The following is a 22,010-nucleotide window of genomic DNA, read 5'->3' as shown; positions in this document are numbered from 1 at the left end:
GTGTTGCAAGCTTGCGGCGGTTCAGCTTGTCCCAGGCCAGGCCAAGCGGATGAGGGTGTAGTAGTTGCCTTTGATGGTGACGGTGGCCTGTGCCCCTTTGAGTTCGCCTTTTTTCTTCAGCTTGTCCCGCTGCTCCTGCGGCAGCATGGCGAGTAGTTTGTCCGCGTCTGCCTGGTTGGCGGTGGCAGTGCCTTGCTGTGCCGCCGTGGCTTTGAGGCTTCGGTTGCCTTTGTTCCAGGTCAGAACCACGTTCGTCCACTCCTCTTCTGTTTCCTTGAAGGCCGGTTCGGCGGGCTTGGCGGGTGCTGTCGTTGGGGCGGAGACGCTCGCGGAGGCGGCGTGTGGCTGTGATGCGGTGCATGGCTTGCCCCGAGCCGGCCGGAAACTGCTGGCATCGAGCGCGCCGGTGGCCACCGCGTAGTCGGGCAGAACCAGCTTGTCTTTCTTGGCGGCCTGGAACTCGTTGACGTGTTGCTTGGAGTCGAGGCGCATATGCCGCAATTCCATGCCCGCGGGCAGCTGGGTTGCACTTTGCGGATTCGCCATGGCCAGCAGGTTGAGGATTTGCGGGCTGCGCTCCCACTGGGGAATCTGCTCGGTCATCGTTTGGACGAATGCACGCATGAGCTGCTCGATCCGCTCGGGCGTGAGCGCCGCCTCCGGCTCGGCGGGGTCGTTCGGGATGAGGCGGCTGCGGTCGGCTTGCAGCTCGATGCGCACTTGGCCAAAGCCAAACGGCTTGCCCATGCCCAGGCTGTGGCGCAACCCGGCCTTGCCGCCCCAAGTGAGCACCCACAGCAGGGCGCCGAGTTCCACAGGCTTGAGGTTGTGAAAGACGATGCGGCCTTCGAACCGAGTTTGCGGCGGCAGGGTGTGCAACCGCACCTGTACGCTGCGGTTTTCGCGCTGCTGGTCGGTGAGCTCCTGCACCTGCGCGTCTGCCAAGGGGCGTACCGGGTAGCGCTTGAAGCCGCGCAGCGTCGGCGCGCACGCGGCGTCGGTGCGAATGTAGGTCACGTATTGGTCTTTTTTGAGCTTCCAGCTGTGGGGGTCCACCGGCTGGGTGAGGTAGTTGGGGAAATAGCTGGGTTTGGGGCTGTTGAGGATGGTTGGAGGCTGCGCCTTTGGCCCAGGCTGGCCTTTGGCCCGCGCCATTTCGCAGCTCACCCGCCCGCGCAGGGCGTCGGCTTGGTTTTGGCTGTTGATGGCGCCAAACAGCAGGTCGGCCAAGTCGTAGCCGTTTTGGGCACCCGGCTCTTGCCGATGGACAGGGCTGCTGTGGCAGATCAGGTCGCGGGTGGAAAAATCCCCGGCCAGTTTGGGCATGTAGGCCAGACCGATGCGCAGCAAGGGGCCGTCTTGGAGATAGAACACGGGAACCTTTGCTCCGGCCTGGTATTGGGCCTTCCAGTAGCCGGGCCAGGACATGTCGGGTTTGCCATCCTCGTCGCCGTGGATGCGCAGGAAGTCGCGCCAGGCTTCGGGCGGCACGGGAATGGCAGGTTGCTGCGACTCCGGGGGGTAAAACACAAAGTCCCGGTGCTTGCCATTCTTGCTTGTGCTGTCGGAAATCTGACCGGTAAAGACGGGCACGCCTTGATGGCTGCCGTTAAAGAGCTTGGTGGCGTCCGGATGCCCCAGATCGAACGATAGGGTTAGAGGATCTCTCCCACGCTGCTGGCACAAGCGCTTCCATTCGCTGTATTTCTTGGCGACTGACCACCGGGCCTGGAAGATCGGTGAATCTATACGCAGAGCCGTTTCAAGGTCGCGGTGGTTGAGCCGCAGCATCTGGCACGGCACGATCTCTTGACCACCGTCCGCCCGCCGACGCAGAAACCCGGTTTGGACCTGGCCGCGGATACGGGTGGCGTACACGCTGTCGGCTTTGGAAATGTCGCGCAGACCCGGGCGCACCTCATCGACCTTGCTCATGCGGCCAAACGCGGCGATTTCCATCACGCTGCGCAGCAGACCCTTCATGCTGGAGCCGGGAATGGCGTAGCTGCCGTCGGGCAAGCGGAACGGCCTGACCTCCCCAGGATTGCCGTTGTTGGCTCTGGTCTGCCTTCCGCCGACGAGCAGGGGCGTCTCGGCAATGAGGGTGTAGTGCAGCTCGCCGCTGAGGCCGTCCTTGAACGGGATGTCGTGCGAGACCTGCTGGCTCCAATCGGGGAGAAAGACCCGATCCGACAGCGGGACGAAGTTGTACGGGGCGGAGATCATGGCCATACCGCCCCCTGTCGTATCGGCTCTGTTGCCTTGGTGGGTTCCGTAGTGCTGCGGCCTGCGTTGCTGTGGCGATGTGCTCATTCACAAGCTCCTTTGGCGTCGTGGTGGCCAAAACCGATGAAACAGGCGGCGGCTTGCACGGCGCCGAGCTCGGGGTCGAGCCGCCAATAGCGGCGATAGCGCAAGCGGTCCAGCCGGGGGTCGTGCGCGAGATGGTGCACGCAGTCGCACAGCAGGTCGCCCTGCGGCAGATGCTGGCTCTCGATCAGCGTCCAGCCGCCCGATGGGGGGCGGTGCACGGAAAGGCTCAGCTTGTCGGCGGTGACCGCCTCGGCCTGCAACAGCAAGCCCCATTCCGGGGCCGGGTGGGGCAGGCCGTCATGAAAGGCTAGTTGATGCGACTGAAATTGCAGCCAGCCCATCACTGGCGCGTGGGCGCTGAAGGCGGCCCACAGCTCGGCGTGTCCGTCGAAGGACTGCTGCCGTTGTTGCAAGCCCGCGGCGTGCATGCGCGGCAGCTCGCTGCCGGCTCGGGTGCCGCACAGGGTTTGGTAATCGGTCAGGAGTTGAGCGGGGGTGGTCATGCGGCCTCCAGTTGTGGGCTGGCGGGTTCGGGCCAGGCGGTGGTGAGTTCGGGCGGAATGTCGGCGCGGAAAAACCCGTTGCCCGATGTGGAGCGGGCTCCCAGCGCCAAGCGGCCTTCGCCCAGGTCGCGCAAGGCAGCGACGAATGCTTTTTGGATGGCCGCTACGGTGGTGCCGTGGACACTGGCCGCCCATTTCAGCCGTAGCAGGTCGATGCTGAGATGCACTGCGGCCTGCCCGCCATAGACGTTTTCTTCCTCAAACAGCATGTGTTCGCGCACGCCGCCGGTGAAGCGGTCGATGCTGTTGTGCATCAGCCGCGCGGATTGATGGATGGGTAGATAGGTGTCGTCGATGAACAGGCAGCCCGCCCAACCCTGGGGTGCCTGCCCGGCTTCCGCCTTGTCTTTGATCTGGCCGAACAAGGCAAGCACTTCGGGCGGCGGGATCGGGTGGCCATCCCGGTCGCGGGCGTGCTCCTGATCCGCCCAGCGGCCCGCAAAGCGCCGCGCGTGGAAGGCCATGCGGTGCGCCAGCACGCCTTTGAGCGAGGTGGCGGGTAGCAGCAGCTCGCGCTGAGCGTTCACCTGCCCTCGGCCGTTGTTCCAGACGACGCGACGCTCGGTCACGGGCAGGAGGTCGGGCGTTTTGTCGTCGGGCCCGATGTTGCCGATGGCGACATCGCCCTGGCCGATGCGCCATAGGTTGTGGGCATCGAGGCTGAGGGTGGAGTCGAGCCGGTCCACCCCTGGGAACTGAGGCATGGGCCTGGCATCGAGCCTGAGGGTGGAGTCGAGCCAGTGCGCCACTGGGAACTGAGGAATGGGCCGGGCATCGAGCCCCTGCGTGGCCGATGGATCGGCCCCGAGCCGAGCGAGCGCTTGGGCTTGGGCGGGCTGGCGCAGGTCGAAGCGGCCGGTGTGCAGGCGGATGCAGCACATGCGCCCCAAGCCGGCGCGCACCCCGCCGCCGAGGCGCAGGCCGGGATGGCCCAGCAGGCTGAGCAGACTTTGCCACAGGTCGTCGGTCTCGTCCGGAGCGGTCCACAAGCGCAGCTCAACGGCGAAGCGATGGCCTGCGGGCAGCACGGTGCGGTCGAATTTGCCGGTGTCGGCGGCCGCGCCCCGGTGGGTCAGGCGCACCCGGTTGCGGAGGGTGGGCTGGTCCTGCTGTGCCCGTGCATCCGCCAGCAGCGGATCGTCGCGCAGCCGCTGGGCTTCCCGGCCCAGCAAGAGGCCGCAGGCGGCGCGCCCACGGCTGTCGAGCAGGTGGCCCCAGCCCACATGCAGGCGCGAGGCGGCGCCGTCGTCGCCATCTTGGTAGCCAAACAGGCGCTGAGCCGCTTCGACGCGGTGTTGCTGGGTATACAAATTTCGGAGCACTCCAGCCAGGCTGGTAGCCGGGATCGCTGGGAGATCATTGGCATCGCGCACCAAGGCGCTGTCGAACACGCCGTCGGGGCTGCCGGTACTGATAGACAGCGGGGTCACCGCTTCGAGCACCACGCGGGCGATGTGCAGTTGGGAATGGATGCGGACTGGGGATGAGGTGCTCATGGTTTCAGTTCCTGCGTTTGGTCATATCGTCCATCAGCCGACGGGCCAACTGCTGCACCAGCCGGGCGTCACAGGTTTGGGCCGACGGGTCGGCAAGATAATGTTTGAGCCAGTCCGCAAGCGGACCCCTCGGGGATTGCCCCGCAGCAAGCGCAACCTCCAGATTCCAGCCCTTGCCTGTGCGCTTGATGACGGCATCGTTGCTCTGGAACAAGGCTCGGTAGAGATCTTGGCCATCCCGAGCGCGCGCCGCCTCGAGCACGCTGCCCCACTGCGAGCGCGAGGGGTAGAAATCGGTGGCGTAGTCGGGATAGCCCTTCTCGCGCCGAGCCGCCTCGATGGCTTCGTGGTACGCCTCTGTGATTTTGTGCACCCGCGCGTCGATGGCCTCGCGGCTCGTGGAGGTCTGTCGGCTGAGCCACTCGATCAGCGGGTGATCGGGCCGGGGCACGGCTGGGGGCTGCGTGACGGCCGCAGCCTGCGGCGCGCCGAATGCCGGGTGCTCCGTGGCCAGCAGGGGCGGGTTGACCCAGACCCGTCCGAGCCCCGCTTCACGGTGCAAGCCGATGCCCCGGCTGAGTTGGGCGGCGAGCGCAGGCGTATCGGTGCCCTCAGGGAGCTCGATGTAGATGACGCCACCGGCCATGAGCACTTGCCGCTCGCTGTCAAAACCGTGCCGCTTGGCATTCCAGGGGCTGTAGCGCCGACTGCGGGTGAAGGTTTTGGCCCAGTCGATGCGGCTGCCAGCGGGCAGGCCCAGTCCCGCGACGTCCAGCTCCAGCGTGGGCTGTCCGTGGGCATTGCAGGGGGCCAAGTCTGAGAGCAGCCACAAGGTGAGCGCGCGGCCGTCTACGGGGCCAGGCAGCTCCGCGTGCTCCCGGGTGCGGTGTTCGATGCGCACGCGACCGTACTCCGCCGAACGGGATCGGCCGAGAAACAGTTGCCCTTGCAGAACTTGGGTGATGCGGGCAAACAGCGCGGGATCGAAGTCGGCATCGGCCTCGATTGGCGCGATGAAGCGCTGCCCGCGCTGCAAGGCGCTGTAGCCAAACAGTTGCGCCTCCGCCGCCCGACCGGTCGTCGGGCTGATGGCGGTTTTCATGCGGTAGTTGCGCGTGGGCTTGATCCAGCGGCCCGAGGCGCTGACATAGCCTTCGCGCAGCTGCTTGAACTGAATCTTGGGTTGCTGCGAGTCCGAACCGGATTGCAGCAGGTTGAAGACGCTTGGGCCTTCTTTGGGCTTGTGGTTTTTGTCATAGTGCCAACACATCGGCACCGGCCAAGCGACGCCGCCGTGCGTTTCGGGCAGGCCATCGCCAAAGCGCAGCCGTCCACTGTGGAAGACGGCGTAGGCTTGATCGGGCGAGAGCTGGGCATAGAGCTGCGCGGCCGCGGCACCCAGAAGCGCGGAGCCGGGAATCCGGTCCAAAGTGTCGTGCGCGCCCTCGGTGGCGGCGCGCTCGCTGAAGACGCAGTCGTCGAGCAGTGTGATCTCGAGGGTTTGTCGGAGCGTGTTCATGCGGCCTCCAAAGTAAGCAATGCCCGGCCCAGGCCGCGTGTGCGGTGTCGACCGACGGCGGTCACCAGTGGCAGGACTTCGCGCAGACGCTCCGCCCAATCCGAGGGCGGCACCGCCCCCGGCAAGGGTTCGATGCGGGCTTGCAGGTCCAGCGGCACGACCACCTCGATGCCGCGCAGACTTCGGTCTTTGGCACTGCCGGTTTGGGCGTCCACCGCGGTGGACTGCAAAACCCGAAACAGGGCCGCGCGCAGCGAACGCTGCGCGTCCAGAGCCAGCCAGGCGCACAGCGCCTCGGGCATGCGCGCGTCGCTGACGCGCAGCAGACCCGATGCCGGAATCTCTCCCGCGCTCAGGCCCTCGGTGCGCTGGCCGAACAGGCGGTGGAGCAGGACGCCATCGGCGTGTCCTGCCCAGCCCCAAGCCTGAGCTTGTTCCAGCGCGTCGCGCAACAGCCCCTTGATGTGCCGCCCCGGCAGCGCGGGCAGGCCGTCGGCATCGCGGTAAGCGGCGGCATCCACCGCGGCGCCCAGCCCGCGGCCGGTGCCCGCATGCCAATAGGTTTGCAAGCGTATGTGCAAGGTGTAAGCGCTCATGCGGCGACCTCTTGTGGCTGGATTGCGGACGGAGCGGTGGATTTGAGCGTGAGCGCCAGCAAATCCAGCGCATCGCCCAACGGGCTCACGAAAGCGCCGCTGTCCTCGTCCCAGGCATAAGGCAAATCATCGGCGTCTTGATACGCTGGCATGAGTTTGCGCATGCAGTCATCGAAGGTTCCCAAGGCCGCTGGTCGCTGCTCCTGCATCAATTGGCGCCAACGTCGCCAGCGGGTGCGCGCCTGCACCGGGTCGAGCTGCAGCAGATTGAGCAGGCTCCGCACCGGACCACGCGCCATTTCTTCTGTCTTCAGCTGGGCCACCAAGGCTTGCAGATCGTCCAGCTTGGGCAGGCTGCCGCAGGCCTGCGAACCCAGGGCGTAGGTGCCCAGGGTATGGACATAGCGCTTCTCACCATCGTGGTGGGTCAGGACGCGTTCCACCAAGGTGTCGTAGTCGTCGATGAGCGCGGTGGTGACGCGGTAAAACGCCAGCGACGAAGGGGTGATGGCCTGCCCCTGGCTGCGACGCTTCGCTTGACTTTTGGCGTGCGCCATCAGGGATTCGGAGAGCGCAGCCGCCATGGCGAAAGGCTGGTTCGCGCCGATGAAGGCAATGCCGAAACCCAAGGTGAGCCGATCCGGCAAGCCTTCGACCTTCAGGTTGGCCAGTGCGGCGAGCTGTTCTTGGCTCTTTTGCTCGAACGCACGGGCGAAGACGTCGACATAGGCCATGGCCAGGTCGGCCCGCACCAGCACGATGACATCGTCGCCCCCCAGCAAAATCGGCCGCGCGGCGAGCAGCTCCCCGTTGCCCCGCTTCGGCAGCAACACCTCACGCGTGGCTTGCTTGGCCGCGTGTTGGGTGCAAGCCTCGATGGCGCTGGAAAACGCTTGATAGACCTTGAGGAAATCCCCGGGGCGCTGTCTCACCGCGGCAGCGATCCGGATGAGCACCTGCCCCATGCCGTTGCCATCGGCGTGGATGAGGGCGAGATCGCGCCGATCTTCGACAAAGGGGAACGCGCCTTCCTCCTCATCGGAGTCGGGCTCCAGGTTGCGCGGCCAATCGCGCCAGTCGAGCGCTTCCTCTTCGGGTGTATACCGCGTGATGAAGCCAGCTTGGCTCAGATCGGCAAAGGCTTTTTTGCGCTGGGTCGCGGCGTCGATCTCCCCGTCCTTCCGGCTCCAATCGACCGCCACCCGTCCCGTGCGCCGGGCGCGCTCGGCCACAGGGGCCGCAACGGGGTAAGACGGCCGCTCCCGACTGTTTTGGCTGCGAGCGTCTTTCTGAGCCTGCGCAAATGCTTCTGGCATGTTCGCGCCCTGGCCGCGTCCGAGCACAAAGCCGAGCCCCGGCGCCCATTGCTGGACCGCCAAGGTCCACAAAGCGGCAAAGCGTTCGAGCGCCGCGGCGTCTGCACTGAAGGCGTAGAAGGCACCGCCGGCCCGCCGGGAAAACTCGATCAGGCGCTGGGTTTCGGTGGCTCGCAACACCGCGTCGAGCAGGTTGTCAACCGATTGCGCATTCGTCAGCAGGTCGATCAACTCACTGCCGCCAATGGCATCGCGCAAACGCGCCGAGGCGAACAGGTAGGCCTGGATGGATTTCACCTCAAAAACAACACAATTCATGAAGCTCCCCTGGAGAGGTTTTTCGGGTCGATGGGTCGAGCCACGCGCTCGGTGGGCTGGGATGCGGAAGCTGCGACGGCGGGTTTCTGGATGACTTCATCCCCTGTGAGCGGGCCGTCTTCGCGCACGCGAATGTCCCCTAGGCCAAAGCTGAGCTTGCCGCCCAGGCCCAGCACGGTGCAGGCGCGAACCCAGGCCAAGGCGGCTTGGGGCGCTGGCCCGTAGTGGAGTACTCCGCGGATACCGCCGATGAGCATGGCCTGTTTTTGCCGCGCGGAGTAGCGCTCGAACTCGGTCCAGCGGCAGGCATGGGCCCGCAAGCGCACATGAGCCGCCGCTTCGCGGACCTCGGCAGGCAGCATCGGGAACTCCCCCCCGAAGCGAAACATCTTGCTGCAGCGCTCGATGGCGCGCGCCAAAACCACGGAAAACGGCGGGGCGTCCCGCACCACGCGGTCGGATTGCTTGAGGAACAAAGGCGTATCGAGGTGCAGCGCCCAAGGCCCGGTTGGGTCGCGTGGGCTCAGCATCGAGCCCAGCCGCACAGGAATCGGTAGACCCAGCCAAGCGCCGTCGCGGATCAGCGGCCGCTCGCCAGCCGGACCCAGGTCCTGAAAGGCCGCCCGGAGGTGCACAGGCACGCGCTGGTGACCCAGCCCCTGGCGCGCCATGTGGGTAGCCGCTTGCAAGACCGCCGTGGCGTGTTGCGTGGCATGCCCAATCAGGACCAGCTTGAGCCGCGGTGCGAGCCAAGCCATGCGGTAAGGAGGCGTTGGAGCCTCATACAGCGCCTGGTAGGCGAGGGGTGCCAGGTCATGCAAGGCCAAACCCAGCGCGCCGCGGATGATGCCGCCATCGACGACCAGGGGGCGCAGAGGCTGCAGCTCCAGCAGCAACACCACGACGGGCAATTGGCTCTGGCTGGGGTGGCGGAGCTCAACGGCCTGGATGGGGGCGGCGTGTTCATTCGCCGCGACTTCTCGACTCGGCCGTCGGGCCATCGAGGGACGTGTCGGGCGCGATAAGCCCACACCCTGTGCCCATGGTCCATGCATGACAACCCTCCCTCGCGCTCGAGAATCTTGGTTTGATACGATTTTTCACATCATTTCGGGGTCGCACAAGCCCAGCGCGGCCAGCGGCAGATGCCCTTGTCTCAAAGTGGCAACATGCCGACTGAGATGCCCTTGCCTGCTGCAAACGCGATAGCTACCAAAGCGCATTTCAAGCGGGCCAAATCGGTATCTGGGTACATCAGCCGCTGATGCCTGCGTGGGCCGCGCGTCAAAAGAACCCGACCACGTTACGCACGAGCGCCGTTCGGAGCTGCGGGATTGCTTCCTGGAAATCCAGGTTGACCTGCTTCATCCAGGAGTCGATGCTGGTCTGGTGATAGGTCACATCCGCGTCGGAGCCGTCTTGCACGCGGCGCGCGAGGGCTTCGGCTTCGGCCTTTTCCTTGGCTTGCGCCGCGGCGCCCGTACTCTGGCGCTCGCCGCGCACACCGATTTGCAGCTCAGACGAGAGGCTCACGATCACCTTCTTCGTCGTCGCGCCGGCGATCGCGTCGACCACGCCGCCGACGAGAGCGCCTGCGAGCACGCCGCGCCCGGTGCTGCCGTTGGCACCGGCCAGAGCGGCGCCGGCGAGCATGCCGCCGCCGTTGCTGCCCGCGGCCGTGTCATTGCCCACGGCGCGCACGATGTTGAGCTGGATGAGGAAGTGCGCCTTCTCGGGCGGCGCCTGCACATAGCCCTTGGCCGCAAGCGCCTTGTGGATCTCCGCTTCGACCAGCGGCGCGCCCACGTCTTCTGCGGTCGTGCTGCGCACGGCGAGAGCATAGGTCTTGTCCGAGGTCATCGGCAGGAAGATGGTTTGCGACACCGCGCTTTGCACCTGCAGATCCTTGTTGGCAAGAGCGACCTGGGTGGCCGCGCAGCCGCTCAGCGTGAGGCTTGCGGTGACGGCAGCGCCCACCATGGCCGCGGCGATCAGGGTGCGGAGAGAACGGACGGTAAAGAACGAGTGTTTCATGATCCAGACAGACAGAGAAGGGGTGAAAACGACGATGGGATGAAGCCTAACAACCGAGCTTCGGGCGGTGCGCCCTTGCAAGCTTGCGCCGCGGCGCCAGGGCCGTCACGGGCGCGAAGGCAGCAGTGCCGAAGCCCCTTTGGGTTGATCGACGAACCACAGCACACGCCGGATGCCGCGGGTGACAGCGACATAGGCGAGACGCAAAGCCTCATCGCGTGCGGCCTCGTCGTAGCTTTGGCGAAACAGGCCGCTGGCGGCGTAGATCGCGTTGCGCAGCGGGTGGCTTTCCTCGTATACGCAGTTTTCGCAGAGGATGGCCACCTCGCCTTGGAGCCCTTTGGCGCGGTGAAAGGTTTCGAAGCGAACCTCGCCGGGTTTGACGCCGCCGGCCTTGCGCAGCGCTTTTTCCACGGTGTTCAGCGTCTCGTTGGAGCGGCTCAGCACCAGGATCTTGTTTTTGTCGGACCGCGCCAAGCTGCGCACAAAGGCGAGCTGCTCGTGGATCGCTGCGACGACGGCTTTGGGATCTCTTCGGACCTGCACGCCCTTGATCAGGCGCACACCGTGGTCCAGCGCCGGATCGGCGCGACGCCGCGGCTGGGCTTGCTTGTCCACCTTCACCCCGACCGCAGCCACGATGCGTTCGGCGTCGCGCAAAATCGGCTCGACACTGCGGAAGTTGTCCATCAAACGGCATTGCAGCGGTCCACCCAGCTGCGGATGCACCGGGAAATGCCGCGCGAAGTCGATGAACAGATCCGGCGCGCTGCCGCGCCAGCCGTAAATCGATTGCCAGTCGTCGCCAATCGCCATGAGGCTGGGCGCAGCGCCCAATGCCCGCACGCGGCGCTGCATGGCGCGCAGCCACGACACGATTTGCGGCGAGATGTCCTGAAACTCATCGATGAGCAAATGGGTGAAAGGCCGCAGCGCGTCGGCAGGGACGGCCGGCTGTGTCGGTGCCTGCTCGCCCAGGTCCAAGAACGCCCGATTGAACCGGCGCATGGGCACGGCGAGGCTGCGCAGCTGCGCTTCGAAGCTGGGCCAGAAGCGCGCCAAGGCAGCGCAGAAATGCCATTCACTGGAACCCGAGGCGAGCTGGCCTTGCGCGCGCTGGCACGCTTGGGCGACGTCGAGCCCCAGGCTTTCCATGAAGTTCGCCTGGGCGTAGAAAGCCTCCACCACACCCACCGCCTTCGGTTCGCCGCGCAGTTGCACGTCGAATGCAGGCGCGCTGACGTTGCGGAAGTCCTCGTCGGCCAGGTGCTCGAGCCGGTAGCGCAGCCATTCGAGCTTTTCGGTGTGATCCAGATGCAGAACCTCCCGGTCGCAGTACCGCTCGATGATTTGCCGCCGGATGGTGAGTGCGCCAACGACAGAGAACGCCCGCTTGCCCTGGCCGATGCGGTCGTCTTTGGAGAACAGAAACTTGTCGTCCTTCATGCCGCCGAGGCTCAGAAAGATGGGCATGCCGGTCTTGATGATGCGACCGTTGGCGTAAAAGGGCAGGTTGTTGGCGCGAAAGGCGACGAACGGCGTGGGATCGACCCCAGGCAGCACCCAGTCCTTCCCCCAGCGCGCTTGGATGCGCTGGGCCAGCTCCAGATCGCGCTCGCTGGCCAGTTGTAAGTGCTTGACCTCAGCGGAATTGCGGCGCAGCAGGGTATGCCGATCGCACTCATGGCGCAGCAAAGCGATGATGTGTTGGCGAAACACCCGGTCTTCGTTGAACAGGCTGCGGTAGGCGGTATTGAGCAAGTCGCGTTGCCCCTTCGTGAGCGGCCCGCCCAGCACGGGGTTGTCGAGGTCATCGGCACGCTCGTCGCGCAGGGTCGCGTTGGGCTCGATCAGATCGAACCACTCGGCGCGCCCCCACACGCGTCGCGAGACCCGGCCCAGCGCCGCGTGGAACGTGCTGACCAGGGTTCGGCAGCGCTCCTCCAAGTGTGCGGCATCCTCGGGTGCGAGGCGCTGGCGCCAAGGCTCAAAGGACAGGACGCGCTGCAGACTGTGGCGTAGTTCCTCGCAAGAGGCGCGGGTGAAGGAAATCACCGTCATGTCTTCGGGCGGGATGCCCAGGTGGCACCACATGAACACGACGCGCAGCACGAGCGTCGTGGACTTGCCCGAACCCGCTCCCGCCACCACGCACGTGGCGGGGTGGCTGGACAGAATCATCGCCCACTGGGCCTCGGTGGGCTGCGCGACGATGCCTTGCGCCACGGCGGCCCCGACCTCCGCGCGCATGGCCGCCACCTGCTCGGCGCTCACCGGCATCTTTTGCGGCCCATACAGGGGCGCGGGCTGCGACGTGCGCGGTGCTGCATGGCCCGGCTGGGCCTTCGCTGGCGTGCGGGCTTCGGGGCTGACGCGGGCAGCCCGCTTGCTGGAGCGCCAGAGCGCGCGGATGGAGTCGAGCATGGATGGACCTCCCAAAAAGTGTGTTTTTGATCTTTCACCCGCCAATGCGGTTGCGTCGGTTCTGTGCCGTATCGGCTCAGAGGCTGAGAGGGAATTGGGCGTGCCCGAAGAGGCGCCACAAACCGCGTCCGAGTAGGGGCAAAGCACAGCCGTAGCTCGAGCTACGGCGCGCATTTGCAATGCCCTCGGGCGTGTTTTGGGACGTCAAAGCGGGCATGACCAATTCCCTCTCAGCCTCTCAGGATTCGATTTCAATCGGCAGGTCGGCAGGCAGGCGATAGCGGCTGCCGGTCTCGGCGCTGCGGCCACGCTTTTCCCCCACGCGCACCACCTGCACCCGCCGCGCCAGAGCCTCGCCCAGCGCTTCTTCGAGCGCCTTGTTGACTCGGCTGAGCAAAGGCAGGAAATAGTGGGCCGTTTCGTTGCTGCGCTCCTTGAAATTGCGGCGCAAGCTTTCCTCGATGCGCTCGCTGACGCTGTCGAACTCGCCAAACAGCCGACGCACCAGCGGCACAAACTCTCCGTCCCATTGCGCCGGGTCGGTCCAGTCCACCTCCGGCTCGTCGGTGAGGGCGCGTTTGGCCAGCCAGGCATAGAGCGCAAAGCCAGACTCACCCAGTGCCACCGGCAGGCCGCTGACCTCGACGCTGCGACGGCGCAAGTCGATGCGCAGCACCGGCGAGGCATGTGCCAGGTTGGCGATCTCGATCGTCTCCGTGAAGCGCGCATGCCCATGGAGCAGGCGCTGCGGCAAACCATCGCGCAGGCGCACGAAGGGGATCTCCGCCAGATCGACCTGGGCGTTGCGGCAATCCAGGGCCAGCGGGTTCTTGGGGTCGCGGGTGTGGATCACGCGCTCATAGGGCGTGGGGTAGTAAAACTCCGGGTGCGACTCAAACGCCCCGTTGACCAGCACGTGCGAGAGCCGATCTTGTGCCCGTCCATAAAGCGACATTGCATAGCCCAGGTAGTAACCCATGGTCTTGCGCCCGCCGGCAATCGACACATGCAGTTGGGCGCTCTCCTGTTGGGAAAAGCTGCGGATGAGCTCGGCGATCCGATCTGCCGTCGCCTCGTTGTCTGCGGGCGTGCGGATGTCCTCGAGCGGCTGGCCGTCCTGCGCTTCGATGCAGTGGATATGCTCGGGCGTGAACAGGATCGGCGGCAAGCCATAGTCCGCGCGCAGCTTGTGAAACCACCCCGGTGTGGTCGACAGCAGATTGAGCCGCGCATGCTCCGCGCCCTGGCGCGTGGAAATCAGATGCACCTCGGTCGGAACCCAGGGCTGCTGGCCGGCGCTCGGGCGCACCGCCAGCGCAAACAGCGTCTCGGTGACCACCTGCGGCGACATCCCGGTGGTGCAGATCAGAATGCGGCGATCGAATGCGGACATGTTCATCGTGAATTTCAGTTGCGGATCAGGGGGGGACACTGGAATCATGCGGCCCGCTTGGGCTCGGCGCGAGCCGCCGCTGCCGGGTCGTCAAGGCGCTCGAGCCACGCCAGCTCGAAGGGCGTGCGCTGCAGTTCTTCGTCGTCGAGCAAGACCCCTTCAGGCAGACGCTGCAGCAAACGCAGCACCAAGGCGGCGTCGCCCGGCTCCATGCGCGCGGTCACCCGTTGCACGGCCACCGGCTGCCCGAGCAGACGCTCCAGCAGCTGGGCGCTGCCCGCGTGGCCGATGGCCGAGCGCACGGTCTGCCCGTGCAAGCGCGCGCGGGCCTCTTGCGGGCTGAGCGGCCCGCTCAGGCGCCAATCGCCGTAGGCGGTGAGAACCGGGGAATTGAGCAGGTAGATCATGGATGCGACAGATGCTGCGTTGCGACGGGGTGAAATCTAACCGGCAACCTGCTGTCGCCGCGCCCGTGCAAGCTTGCACGGGCGCCGAGGCGGTAGCGGCCCGCGAAGAATCCCGGTTTTTCGCAGGAGAGCCCCATGAAAAACAAACCCCAAGCATCGCAGAGCCGCTCAGCCAACCCGCTAGCGCAGCGCAAGCGCCAGGCCTGGGTGGCGCAGACCGGGCTGGCGCCCTCGCTCCTGGGCATGCGCCGCGCCAGCCAGCCGCATGTGAACCGCCGTCGTCTCCAGCGCATGGGGCGCGGTCGGGGGGCGCTGGATTTTTGATGGGTGTTGCGCTATCCCGCCGGTATAGTTGTGTCCTTTGCTGCCTCGTCGTGGATGAGCTTGATCATGACAAACTGGCCTGTGCGTCTGGTGCTGCTGGTGAGCGAGCAGTTGCTGCCGTCGCTTGAATTCGCTCTGCACATGGCTGACCGTTACGGAGCGCAGTTGCAAACCATCCATCTCTACTGCACCGACGACGAACGCCGATCCATTGAGCCCGCCCAGCGACTCGAGCGTAGCTTGCGCCGCTGGCTCGACGCGCGCGGCCTGTCCACGAAGGTCGAGCGGGTGCAGGGCAGCATGCAGCCCGAGGACGTGCGCCAGGGCCTGCTGCACTGCTTCGAGGCCGCGCCCGATGTGCATTGGCTGGTCAACGTCACCGGCGGCAACAAGCTCATGTCGGCTGCGGCCATCGAGCTCAGCCTGTCGACCGACCTGAGCTCCTGCCGCGTGATTTACCGGGAAATCAACGGCCGGTGGTACGAGCTGACGCAAGATGAAGGCGAGGGCTTTCTGCGAACCCTGCCCATCGACCAACGCGACGATCCCGACGTTCCTCCCGCAGACACGCTCGACCGGCTCATGTCCGTGGAAGACCTGGTGATCGCCCAGTTTCCTGGGCAGCATCGGTGCAAAGCCAATGCGGTGCGCCCCTTGCCCATCCGCCAAGCCTTGGACTTGGTATTCACCCGCGAGCGCGGCCACCGGCGCTGGCGCTGGGAAGCCCTCTATCCGCTCCTACCGGGTGTGCAGCCGGTCAGTGGTGGCGATGCGTTTGAGCGCTTCATTGCTGCGGGCTTGGAGTCCTGCGGTATTCGGGTGCGCCATTCGCTGAAATTGCTCGACACCTTGGAATCTGGCGAGCAGACCAAGATCGTTCGAGAGATTGACATCGTGGCCTGCCACAAAGGCCGGCTAGTGTGCATCGACATCAAGCTCCCGGATGCTGAGGACTCGTCCAAGGGCACGCAATTGGCGGACATCGCGGACTTGGCGCGTCAACTCGGGGGCAACGCGGCCGTGGCCATCGCCTTGCGGCCTGGTTGGCCTGCTGACCCAGAGGTGGGCAGGCTGGCGCGGGCTTTGCAAGTCCACTTGCTCACACAAGCGGACGCGCCCGCCGTGTTCCAAAAGCTGGTCGCTGCCATCGACCGGAATCAACAGGATCTGCCACTTCCTGAGCCGCTGAAGGCGGCTCAAGAGCACCTAGCTGTTGTTTCCCAACAGGTTGTTCACCCGAGGTAGAGGAAGATGGAGGTTCTCAAGCCGGCCAACTTCCTCAGGAGAACCTCGGATGAACGTTCACAAGAATGCCTCAATGACGCCCAAAGGTCGAGCGCATCTGGTCAGAGAAGTCCAGCGGGTGGGGCTCACAACAGCGGCGGCGGCCGCCGGGGTGAGCGTGCGCACTGCACGCAAGTGGCACCGCCGCTACGTCCAGGGCGACTCTGAGCTGCTCGACCGCAGCTCGCGGCCGCACCGCAGCCCGCGGCGCAGCGACGCTGCCAAGGTCGAGCGTGCCCTGGCGTTGCGGCGCACGCAGAGGCTGACCTACGAGCGCATCGCCGAGCGCGTGGGGCTCTCGCGCAGCACCGTGGCGCGCGCCTGCCAGGCTGCGGGGCTGGCCAAGCTGCCACCCCTGCAGCAGCGGCCCGTTGGGCCGCGCTACGAGCGCAGCAGCGCTGGCGAGTTGCTGCACCTCGACACCAAGAAGCTCTACCGCTTCGAGCGTCCCGGCCATCGGGTCACGGCAGACCGCACCCAGTACACGCCCCATGCCGGCTGGCAGGCCTTGCACGTGGCCATTGATGACCACTCCCGCGTCGGCTTCAGCCAACTGCTCGATGACGAGACCAGCCGCAGCGCCTGCACCTTCCTGTTGGCTGCCTTGCGCTACTACGCCAGCCTGGGCGTGCGCGTACAGGCCGTGATGACCGACAACGGCTCGGCCTACAAGTCTCGCCGCTTTGCCACGCTGCTGCGCCGACTGGGTCTGCGACATCTGAGGACGCGGCCCTACACGCCGCGCACCAACGGCAAGGCCGAGCGCTTCATCCAGACTCTGCTGCGTGAGTGGGCCTACGCCTACGTGTACCCCTCATCGCGGCATCGCACCGAAGAGTTGCCTCACTGGATGCGGTACTACAACTTCCACCGCCCCCACAGCGCCACCGCCGGCAAACCCCCTGTCACTCGTCTCGGGATGAACGGGAACAACGTTTTGAGAAACTACACCTAGCCGACCTTGCGGGGCAGGGCTACTCCGTTTTGAGCGACCGCCGCAAGGTCAAAACAGAGCTACCGCTCAGCAACTCGGGTCGGCTCAATGCAATCGATGAGCTCCGAGCGGTTGGGGAAAGCCGTCAACAAGGCTGGACGCTGCTGCTCGTCCCCGGTGGTATCTTGGTCTGGGTGAGTCGGACGTCTCCACACCACGCCGGTTGTGACGGCAAACAGTGCGAGCTCCTCGTCAAAAAACTCCTTCAGGCGTCGCGGGCCAACGGCACCGGCCGCTGGGTCACGCTCGTGGACGGCGCGGCGGAGTTTTGCGGCATCTTGACGGGCTCTCCAGTGTCAGCGCGCGTGATTGAACAAACACTCAAAGACGTCTTGAACACCCGGAGGTAAGGCAACGCTGCATTCGTTCCCGCGATGATGCGCGAGCGGCGGCGGGACTGGATGCGCGACACGCGAGGGACGGGTTCAGCGTTGCCCCAAGTGCTCGCAAGCTTGCATCAGGCACCGTGCGCGTCACCAGCGGGCACACTCCCCTCCCGTTATTTCTGTTCATCAACCGTCACATCATTTGGGAGGAATCCATGTTTGCTTTCAACGCTGCATCTGCTGCCCGCCGCTTTGCTGGCCTGCTCGCTTGCGCACTGGCCGCTGTGCTCACCGCGCCCTGGGCTGCCGCGGCACCGCAGCCGAGCCCGCTCAGCCTCTTTGGCACCCCCCTCAAAGGCGCCAGCCGCGCGAGCTTGCGCCAAGCGCTCACCCAGGCCGGTCTTGTGCCCACGCGGGTGGATGACGCTTACTACTGCGACCTCTACAGCACCAACGGCGTGCCCGAAGGCTCCACCGAGCTCCAGGTCTGCTACACCGAGGACGACAACACCTTTGCTTCCGCGCGTTACACCTTCCCTGCCTTCATGGATACTGGATTGGTCAAGCGCGTCGTGGAAACCGTCTCGGTCAAGTATGGCAGGCCCAGCGCCCTCGTCGGCAACTATGGGCTCGGGGAAGTGAGCGCCCGCTGGGCTCAGCCCCAGGGCATGGAGGTGCGCGTCAATCGCGGATGGCCCGACACCACCACCTACCTGCAGCTGCTCGACCGCAACAACGAGGGCAAGATGAAGGCCCAAATGAAAGCTGCTGAAGACGCACGGCTACGCCAACGCGCGCAGCAAGATACCCGGGCCTTCTGAGCTCTGAGAGCCTTTGTCCCCCGGCCCTCGGGCCGCGCCGTGCGGCAGTAGCCAGCGCCATGCCGGTAATGTGGAGGCCGGGATGTGCGGCGCGCGAGGAACTGTTCAGCGCGGCCCAAACTGAAATCACGCGGTCCTCGCGGGTAAAAACCAGCGAAACAATTGCTCAGGCGCGGGTGCGCTGCACCTGCGGCTTGCTCTTCGGCGCGCGCCGAGGCCAGGCGATCAGCCGCCCGCCAGTGGATACGCTGCGCTCTGCAGCCGAGAGCGAGCCGAAAGTTGCAAGAGTGCAGGCCACTGCGCTCGGCTGAGACAGGAACGCCTCGAAAGCCGAGGGCCGCTTCCCCTGCCGCGATCGGGCAGGTCTTCATCCTGTTCATGAAGCGGATACGGGAAAAGCCTCCTCGTCCTGAACTGAGCCGTTCGAAGAAGAAGAACAGGAGAAAGCAATGCAGGGAGAAAAGTTGAATGCCTCGCTGACTCTGGGCACCTTGATGGTGGCCGTGCTGGCGTTCGACCAGCTGAAGAAAGACGCCGAGGCGCGGGTCGTTCTGGCGGCCGACAGCGGTTCGTCCGCGGGACTGATGCGCGCTGAGCGACACCGCAGCGCCGTGCAAGCCGCGCGCCACGAATTCCTGAAAGAAGTCGAGCGCCTGATCCCGAGCGACTACTGAGCCTAAATCCGGCAGTTGGGCGCACCCACCCAAGCGGTGAACGGCTTTTGCACCCGAAAACGGTTCAAACATCAACACCTTACATTCAGCTCAAAGCGGTCAACTGCCGGATTTAGGCTGAGAGGGAATTGGTCATGCCCGCTTTGACGCCCAAAAACACGCCAGAGGGCCTTGATGCGCAGAATCTCACCTTCGGTCGGGACGGTGATTCGCGCACCGTGGTAGTCCACCACGACTGTTTCCAGCGGCCCATCGCGGGTCAGCTGACGAACGCCGGTTTCAATACCATCGAGGCTGCCAAGGATTTGCACCGGGCGCTGCACACGAGCAGTTTTCCAGCCAGCGACTGACTCAAGCTGGGCAAGCACGTCGTCGAAGCGGTGGCGTAGGTCAGTCAGCACATGATCGGCATCACGCGAGAAGCGATGCCCGGCGTGGATTGCCGAGGCAGTTCCTCCGACCAGCACGGCATCCGGCAGGATACGTTGGAGACGTGCGGCAGAGGACAAGACGAGTTCCCAGTCAGGCAGCGGTGCGGTGCTCTTTGGCATAGTGCATCCAGAAGTGATGGCGCTGGGCGTAGAGGTCGGAAGCGTAGGGCCGGCAGACCCGCTCCACCTGATCGAGCAGGGTGCGGTCAGCCAGTACCGCTCGCCGCAGATCAGCCCAGTCCTGCCACCGACCGCGTGAGATCACGTCGTCGATCGCAGCGAGGGTGTAGCGCTGATGGTTGAGATGGCGATGCAGCATGGGGAACAATACTTTTTACGCTTGTCGATAACCGTATCTTACGCGACTAGCGGGAAAGATACATGATTTGCGAATGTGGGCGCATGTGCGGCGCTGACCGTGAGAACGCTTTCCAACCAACTTTGACGCATACCCAGATATTTTGGCGAAGAAAGCGCGAAAACCAGAACTCAATCAGATAGTGATACGTCAATCCGGGGTGACTCAATAGTACCCCCAAACCGCACGGTGCCACGCTTCATACTTCTCTTCCGTCATTCGCTTGCCGCGCTCGTAAGTGGCTTTGACTTCCTCATCTTCTTCATCCTCAGACTCACGCCCGGCTGATGACATCGGCATTCCCGTCATCGTCGATGCCACGTTGCTTCAGAAGCTCTTCTGAAATAAAACTCCGAATCGTTTCTACCCCCGTGATTTCTACCTTTTTGCGCTACTAGGGAATCGCAACCAGAGCAACCAAAAGGGGCAACACTAGCCAGCTGAGAAACGCATCGCCAAGGAATTTCTGCCCGAGCAGCGCGATGTGCCATGCTGCGCCTATGTGCGTTTTTGGAAGCGTCCACGGCCAAAGTCAGACGATCCAAGCAATCCAGGTGCGCGCATACAGAGGCGGGATCAGCAAGATCCCAGGCTCAGTCGCGTTGTGTTTATGCAGCCTGTCTGTGAAGCGCTCCGGCGTGGATGTCTTAATCCCGTTCATGAACCGGGTATGGGAAAAGAAGCCGGAAAGCTCCTTGCGCGTCGAGCCAAGTGGTCTTAATCCCGTTCATGAACCGGGTACGGGAAAATAACAAGCGGATTCTCGCAAACTACATGCGGGAGGTCTTAATCCCGTTCATGAACCGGGTACGGGAAAAGCCTTTAACGGTGACATTTCTAACTGGAATACTTCGTCTTAATCCCGTTCATGAACCGGGTACGGGAAAAGCGTTCAGCCTTTGTGTCGACCAAGCTCTTGAGTCTTAATCCCGTTCATGAACCGGGTACGGGAAAAGGCGGTACCACCTTCGGGTGGCGCCACTATTTTGTCTTAATCCCGTTCATGAACCGGGTACGGGAAAAGATGAACACCCAGCCGTGCAACGATTGTCCGTTTCGGGTCTTAATCCCGTTCATGAACCGGGTACGGGAAAAGTCTGGAGGAAGACATCGACCTCGACGACCTCGACGTCTTAATCCCGTTCATGAACCGGGTACGGGAAAAGTGTCTTGGGCGACTGCGGTCGCTCTGGCGGGACGGTCTTAATCCCGTTCATGAACCGGGTACGGGAAAAGTTGCAAAGGACTCATGATGAAAGCGCAACAAACGTCTTAATCCCGTTCATGAACCGGGTACGGGAAAAGCTTCAAGAATGAGCGCAAGGAAAACCAGAACCGTCTTAATCCCGTTCATGAACCGGGTACGGGAAAAGCTTCTCAGGCCGATTCTTGCTCGGTCGGGTTTGTGTCTTAATCCCGTTCATGAACCGGGTACGGGAAAAGACTTCACGCTCGCAAATCCTCAAGATGAGGCTGTCTTAATCCCGTTCATGAACCGGGTACGGGAAAAGGTTGCTCGTCATCCGCAAGGACGGGGAGAACACGTCTTAATCCCGTTCATGAACCGGGTACGGGAAAAGCTGCGAACGTTCTCTATTTCGGCCTCGTTCGGCCCGTCTTAATCCCGTTCATGAACCGGGTACGGGAAAAGCCCCTGGGTCGCCTTGAAAGACAAAACCACTAGAGTCTTAATCCCGTTCATGAACCGGGTACGGGAAAAGGATATAAGGCGGTAAACGTCGTTATGGTGTAGTCTTAATCCCGTTCATGAACCGGGTACGGGAAAAGTAGGAGTATACCATGTTGAAGATCATCGCCGTACGTCTTAATCCCGTTCATGAACCGGGTACGGGAAAAGCCATTCGGGATAAGAATAGTGACGCCATCTATGCGTCTTAATCCCGTTCATGAACCGGGTACGGGAAAAGCCGCCCAGAACGACAAAGAAGCCTACGTCCAAGTCTTAATCCCGTTCATGAACCGGGTACGGGAAAAGCAAGCCCGCGCCGATTTTCCGCAAAGGGCGCGAGTCTTAATCCCGTTCATGAACCGGGTACGGGAAAAGCCATTAAAGATAAGACCTCCGGGGCCATTTATGGGTCTTAATCCCGTTCATGAACCGGGTACGGGAAAAGAGTATAGCTAGGTACTGCTACATCTGCAAGATAAGTCTTAATCCCGTTCATGAACCGGGTACGGGAAAAGTTGGCAGGAGATAGCTATGAACTACGACGAACGTCTTAATCCCGTTCATGAACCGGGTGCGGGAAAAGTAAAGATGCTGATCTGAACTACCTTGATGTATCGTCTTAATCCCGTTCATGAACCGGGTACGGGAAAAGTAGTTATGAGCAACATCAAGGTTATCGCAGTCCCTGTCTTAATCCCGTTCATGAACCGGGTACGGGAAAAGTAACAT

Annotated in this window: 18 protein-coding genes and 1 CRISPR repeat array (1 of these 19 only partly in view); of the genes, 5 read left to right on the top strand and 13 right to left on the bottom strand. The window is 63.8% G+C overall.

Annotated elements, in window-relative coordinates:
- Window positions 1–21 precede the first annotated feature (21 nt).
- The 11 genes from EDC62_RS12545 to EDC62_RS12495 form a co-directional block, all read right to left on the bottom strand.
- Window positions 22–2,313 carry a TIGR03986 family type III CRISPR-associated RAMP protein gene (locus EDC62_RS12545; RefSeq protein WP_124224162.1) on the bottom strand — a complete coding sequence of 764 codons (2,292 nt, stop codon included), beginning with the start codon at window positions 2,311–2,313 and terminating at the stop codon, window positions 22–24.
- Entirely contained in the window at window positions 2,310–2,816 is a 507-nt protein-coding gene (locus EDC62_RS12540) for a hypothetical protein (RefSeq protein WP_124224161.1), read from the bottom strand. The genes EDC62_RS12545 and EDC62_RS12540 overlap by 4 nt, the downstream gene beginning before the upstream one ends.
- The gene (locus tag EDC62_RS12535; protein WP_124224160.1) at window positions 2,813–4,372 is read right to left on the bottom strand and encodes an RAMP superfamily CRISPR-associated protein; all 1,560 of its coding nucleotides are present in this window, start codon (window positions 4,370–4,372) and stop codon (window positions 2,813–2,815) included. The genes EDC62_RS12540 and EDC62_RS12535 overlap by 4 nt, the downstream gene beginning before the upstream one ends.
- A 4-nt stretch (window positions 4,373–4,376) precedes the next feature.
- On the bottom strand, window positions 4,377–5,891 hold the full coding sequence (locus EDC62_RS12530) for a hypothetical protein (RefSeq protein ID WP_124224159.1): 1,515 nt from the start codon (window positions 5,889–5,891) through the stop codon (window positions 4,377–4,379).
- A complete protein-coding gene (locus EDC62_RS12525; protein WP_124224158.1) occupies window positions 5,888–6,487 on the bottom strand; it encodes an RAMP superfamily CRISPR-associated protein in 600 nt (199 codons plus the stop codon). The genes EDC62_RS12530 and EDC62_RS12525 overlap by 4 nt, the downstream gene beginning before the upstream one ends.
- Window positions 6,484–8,121 (bottom strand): Cas10/Cmr2 second palm domain-containing protein, encoded by a 1,638-nt coding sequence (locus tag EDC62_RS12520; protein WP_124224157.1) that lies wholly within the window; start codon window positions 8,119–8,121, stop codon window positions 6,484–6,486. Before EDC62_RS12520 ends, EDC62_RS12525 begins: the two co-directional genes overlap by 4 nt.
- A complete protein-coding gene (gene cas6 / locus EDC62_RS12515; RefSeq protein ID WP_124224156.1) occupies window positions 8,118–9,122 on the bottom strand; it encodes a CRISPR system precrRNA processing endoribonuclease RAMP protein Cas6 in 1,005 nt (334 codons plus the stop codon). The genes EDC62_RS12520 and cas6 overlap by 4 nt, the downstream gene beginning before the upstream one ends.
- A 283-nt stretch (window positions 9,123–9,405) precedes the next feature.
- The gene (traT, locus tag EDC62_RS12510; protein ID WP_124224155.1) at window positions 9,406–10,155 is read right to left on the bottom strand and encodes a complement resistance protein TraT; all 750 of its coding nucleotides are present in this window, start codon (window positions 10,153–10,155) and stop codon (window positions 9,406–9,408) included.
- Between the two features lie 105 nt (window positions 10,156–10,260).
- Entirely contained in the window at window positions 10,261–12,579 is a 2,319-nt protein-coding gene (locus tag EDC62_RS12505) for a UvrD-helicase domain-containing protein (RefSeq protein WP_170159076.1), read from the bottom strand.
- A 238-nt stretch (window positions 12,580–12,817) separates the two neighbouring features.
- A complete protein-coding gene (gene csm6, locus EDC62_RS12500; RefSeq protein ID WP_170159075.1) occupies window positions 12,818–13,978 on the bottom strand; it encodes a CRISPR-associated ring nuclease Csm6 in 1,161 nt (386 codons plus the stop codon).
- Between the two features lie 38 nt (window positions 13,979–14,016).
- The gene (locus EDC62_RS12495) at window positions 14,017–14,379 is read right to left on the bottom strand and encodes an STIV orfB116 family protein (protein ID WP_124224152.1); all 363 of its coding nucleotides are present in this window, start codon (window positions 14,377–14,379) and stop codon (window positions 14,017–14,019) included.
- Window positions 14,380–14,514: 135 nt separating this feature from the next.
- Between EDC62_RS12495 and EDC62_RS12490 the strand changes: the two genes are divergently transcribed.
- The 5 genes from EDC62_RS12490 (at window position 14,515) to EDC62_RS12470 (ending at window position 18,802) form a co-directional block, all read left to right on the top strand.
- Complete coding sequence (locus EDC62_RS12490; RefSeq protein WP_124224151.1) at window positions 14,515–14,703, top strand: hypothetical protein; 189 nt, start codon at window positions 14,515–14,517, stop codon at window positions 14,701–14,703.
- Between the two features lie 66 nt (window positions 14,704–14,769).
- Entirely contained in the window at window positions 14,770–15,948 is a 1,179-nt protein-coding gene (locus EDC62_RS12485) for a PDDEXK family nuclease (protein WP_124224150.1), read from the top strand.
- 49 nt (window positions 15,949–15,997) lie between these two features.
- The gene (locus EDC62_RS12480) at window positions 15,998–16,942 is read left to right on the top strand and encodes an IS481 family transposase (protein WP_059401391.1); all 945 of its coding nucleotides are present in this window, start codon (window positions 15,998–16,000) and stop codon (window positions 16,940–16,942) included.
- Window positions 16,943–17,522: 580 nt separating this feature from the next.
- Entirely contained in the window at window positions 17,523–18,128 is a 606-nt protein-coding gene (locus tag EDC62_RS12475) for a hypothetical protein (RefSeq protein ID WP_124224149.1), read from the top strand.
- Between the two features lie 449 nt (window positions 18,129–18,577).
- The gene (locus EDC62_RS12470) at window positions 18,578–18,802 is read left to right on the top strand and encodes a hypothetical protein (protein WP_124224148.1); all 225 of its coding nucleotides are present in this window, start codon (window positions 18,578–18,580) and stop codon (window positions 18,800–18,802) included.
- Between the two features lie 71 nt (window positions 18,803–18,873).
- On the opposite strand, the gene EDC62_RS12465 is transcribed toward EDC62_RS12470, so the two are convergent.
- Both EDC62_RS12465 and EDC62_RS12460 read right to left on the bottom strand, forming a co-directional pair.
- Window positions 18,874–19,353 (bottom strand): hypothetical protein, encoded by a 480-nt coding sequence (locus EDC62_RS12465; protein WP_211331012.1) that lies wholly within the window; start codon window positions 19,351–19,353, stop codon window positions 18,874–18,876.
- Window positions 19,325–19,552, bottom strand: coding sequence for a hypothetical protein (locus EDC62_RS12460; RefSeq protein ID WP_124224147.1), 228 nt, complete (start codon window positions 19,550–19,552; stop codon window positions 19,325–19,327). Before EDC62_RS12460 ends, EDC62_RS12465 begins: the two co-directional genes overlap by 29 nt.
- A 683-nt stretch (window positions 19,553–20,235) precedes the next feature.
- A CRISPR array of direct repeats spans window positions 20,236–22,010; the repeat unit is 36 nt; unit sequence GTCTTAATCCCGTTCATGAACCGGGTACGGGAAAAG; it runs 551 nt beyond the window's last position.

The sequence above is a fragment of the Tibeticola sediminis genome, assembly GCF_003843835.1.
GTDB lineage: Bacteria > Pseudomonadota > Gammaproteobacteria > Burkholderiales > Burkholderiaceae_C > Tibeticola > Tibeticola sediminis.
This window is presented reverse-complemented; position numbering and strand designations above follow the sequence as displayed.

What these genes read in the sequence shown, in the direction of transcription:
- EDC62_RS12540 (WP_124224161.1), bottom strand. Translation starts at nt 2,816, where the DNA reads ATGACCACCCCCGCTCAACTCCTGACCGATTACCAAACCCTGTGCGGC.
- EDC62_RS12535 (WP_124224160.1), bottom strand. Translation starts at nt 4,372, where the DNA reads ATGAGCACCTCATCCCCAGTCCGCATCCATTCCCAACTGCACATCGCC.
- EDC62_RS12520 (WP_124224157.1), bottom strand. Translation starts at nt 8,121, where the DNA reads ATGAATTGTGTTGTTTTTGAGGTGAAATCCATCCAGGCCTACCTGTTC.
- EDC62_RS12460 (WP_124224147.1), bottom strand. Translation starts at nt 19,552, where the DNA reads ATGCTGCATCGCCATCTCAACCATCAGCGCTACACCCTCGCTGCGATC.
- traT (WP_124224155.1), bottom strand. Translation starts at nt 10,155, where the DNA reads ATGAAACACTCGTTCTTTACCGTCCGTTCTCTCCGCACCCTGATCGCC.
- EDC62_RS12465 (WP_211331012.1), bottom strand. Translation starts at nt 19,353, where the DNA reads ATGCCAAAGAGCACCGCACCGCTGCCTGACTGGGAACTCGTCTTGTCC.
- EDC62_RS12530 (WP_124224159.1), bottom strand. Translation starts at nt 5,891, where the DNA reads ATGAACACGCTCCGACAAACCCTCGAGATCACACTGCTCGACGACTGC.
- EDC62_RS12525 (WP_124224158.1), bottom strand. Translation starts at nt 6,487, where the DNA reads ATGAGCGCTTACACCTTGCACATACGCTTGCAAACCTATTGGCATGCG.
- EDC62_RS12545 (WP_124224162.1), bottom strand. Translation starts at nt 2,313, where the DNA reads ATGAGCACATCGCCACAGCAACGCAGGCCGCAGCACTACGGAACCCAC.
- EDC62_RS12475 (WP_124224149.1), top strand. Translation starts at nt 17,523, where the DNA reads ATGTTTGCTTTCAACGCTGCATCTGCTGCCCGCCGCTTTGCTGGCCTG.
- EDC62_RS12480 (WP_059401391.1), top strand. Translation starts at nt 15,998, where the DNA reads ATGAACGTTCACAAGAATGCCTCAATGACGCCCAAAGGTCGAGCGCAT.
- EDC62_RS12505 (WP_170159076.1), bottom strand. Translation starts at nt 12,579, where the DNA reads ATGCTCGACTCCATCCGCGCGCTCTGGCGCTCCAGCAAGCGGGCTGCC.
- EDC62_RS12490 (WP_124224151.1), top strand. Translation starts at nt 14,515, where the DNA reads ATGAAAAACAAACCCCAAGCATCGCAGAGCCGCTCAGCCAACCCGCTA.
- EDC62_RS12485 (WP_124224150.1), top strand. Translation starts at nt 14,770, where the DNA reads ATGACAAACTGGCCTGTGCGTCTGGTGCTGCTGGTGAGCGAGCAGTTG.
- csm6 (WP_170159075.1), bottom strand. Translation starts at nt 13,978, where the DNA reads ATGAACATGTCCGCATTCGATCGCCGCATTCTGATCTGCACCACCGGG.
- EDC62_RS12495 (WP_124224152.1), bottom strand. Translation starts at nt 14,379, where the DNA reads ATGATCTACCTGCTCAATTCCCCGGTTCTCACCGCCTACGGCGATTGG.
- EDC62_RS12470 (WP_124224148.1), top strand. Translation starts at nt 18,578, where the DNA reads ATGCAGGGAGAAAAGTTGAATGCCTCGCTGACTCTGGGCACCTTGATG.
- cas6 (WP_124224156.1), bottom strand. Translation starts at nt 9,122, where the DNA reads ATGGCCCGACGGCCGAGTCGAGAAGTCGCGGCGAATGAACACGCCGCC.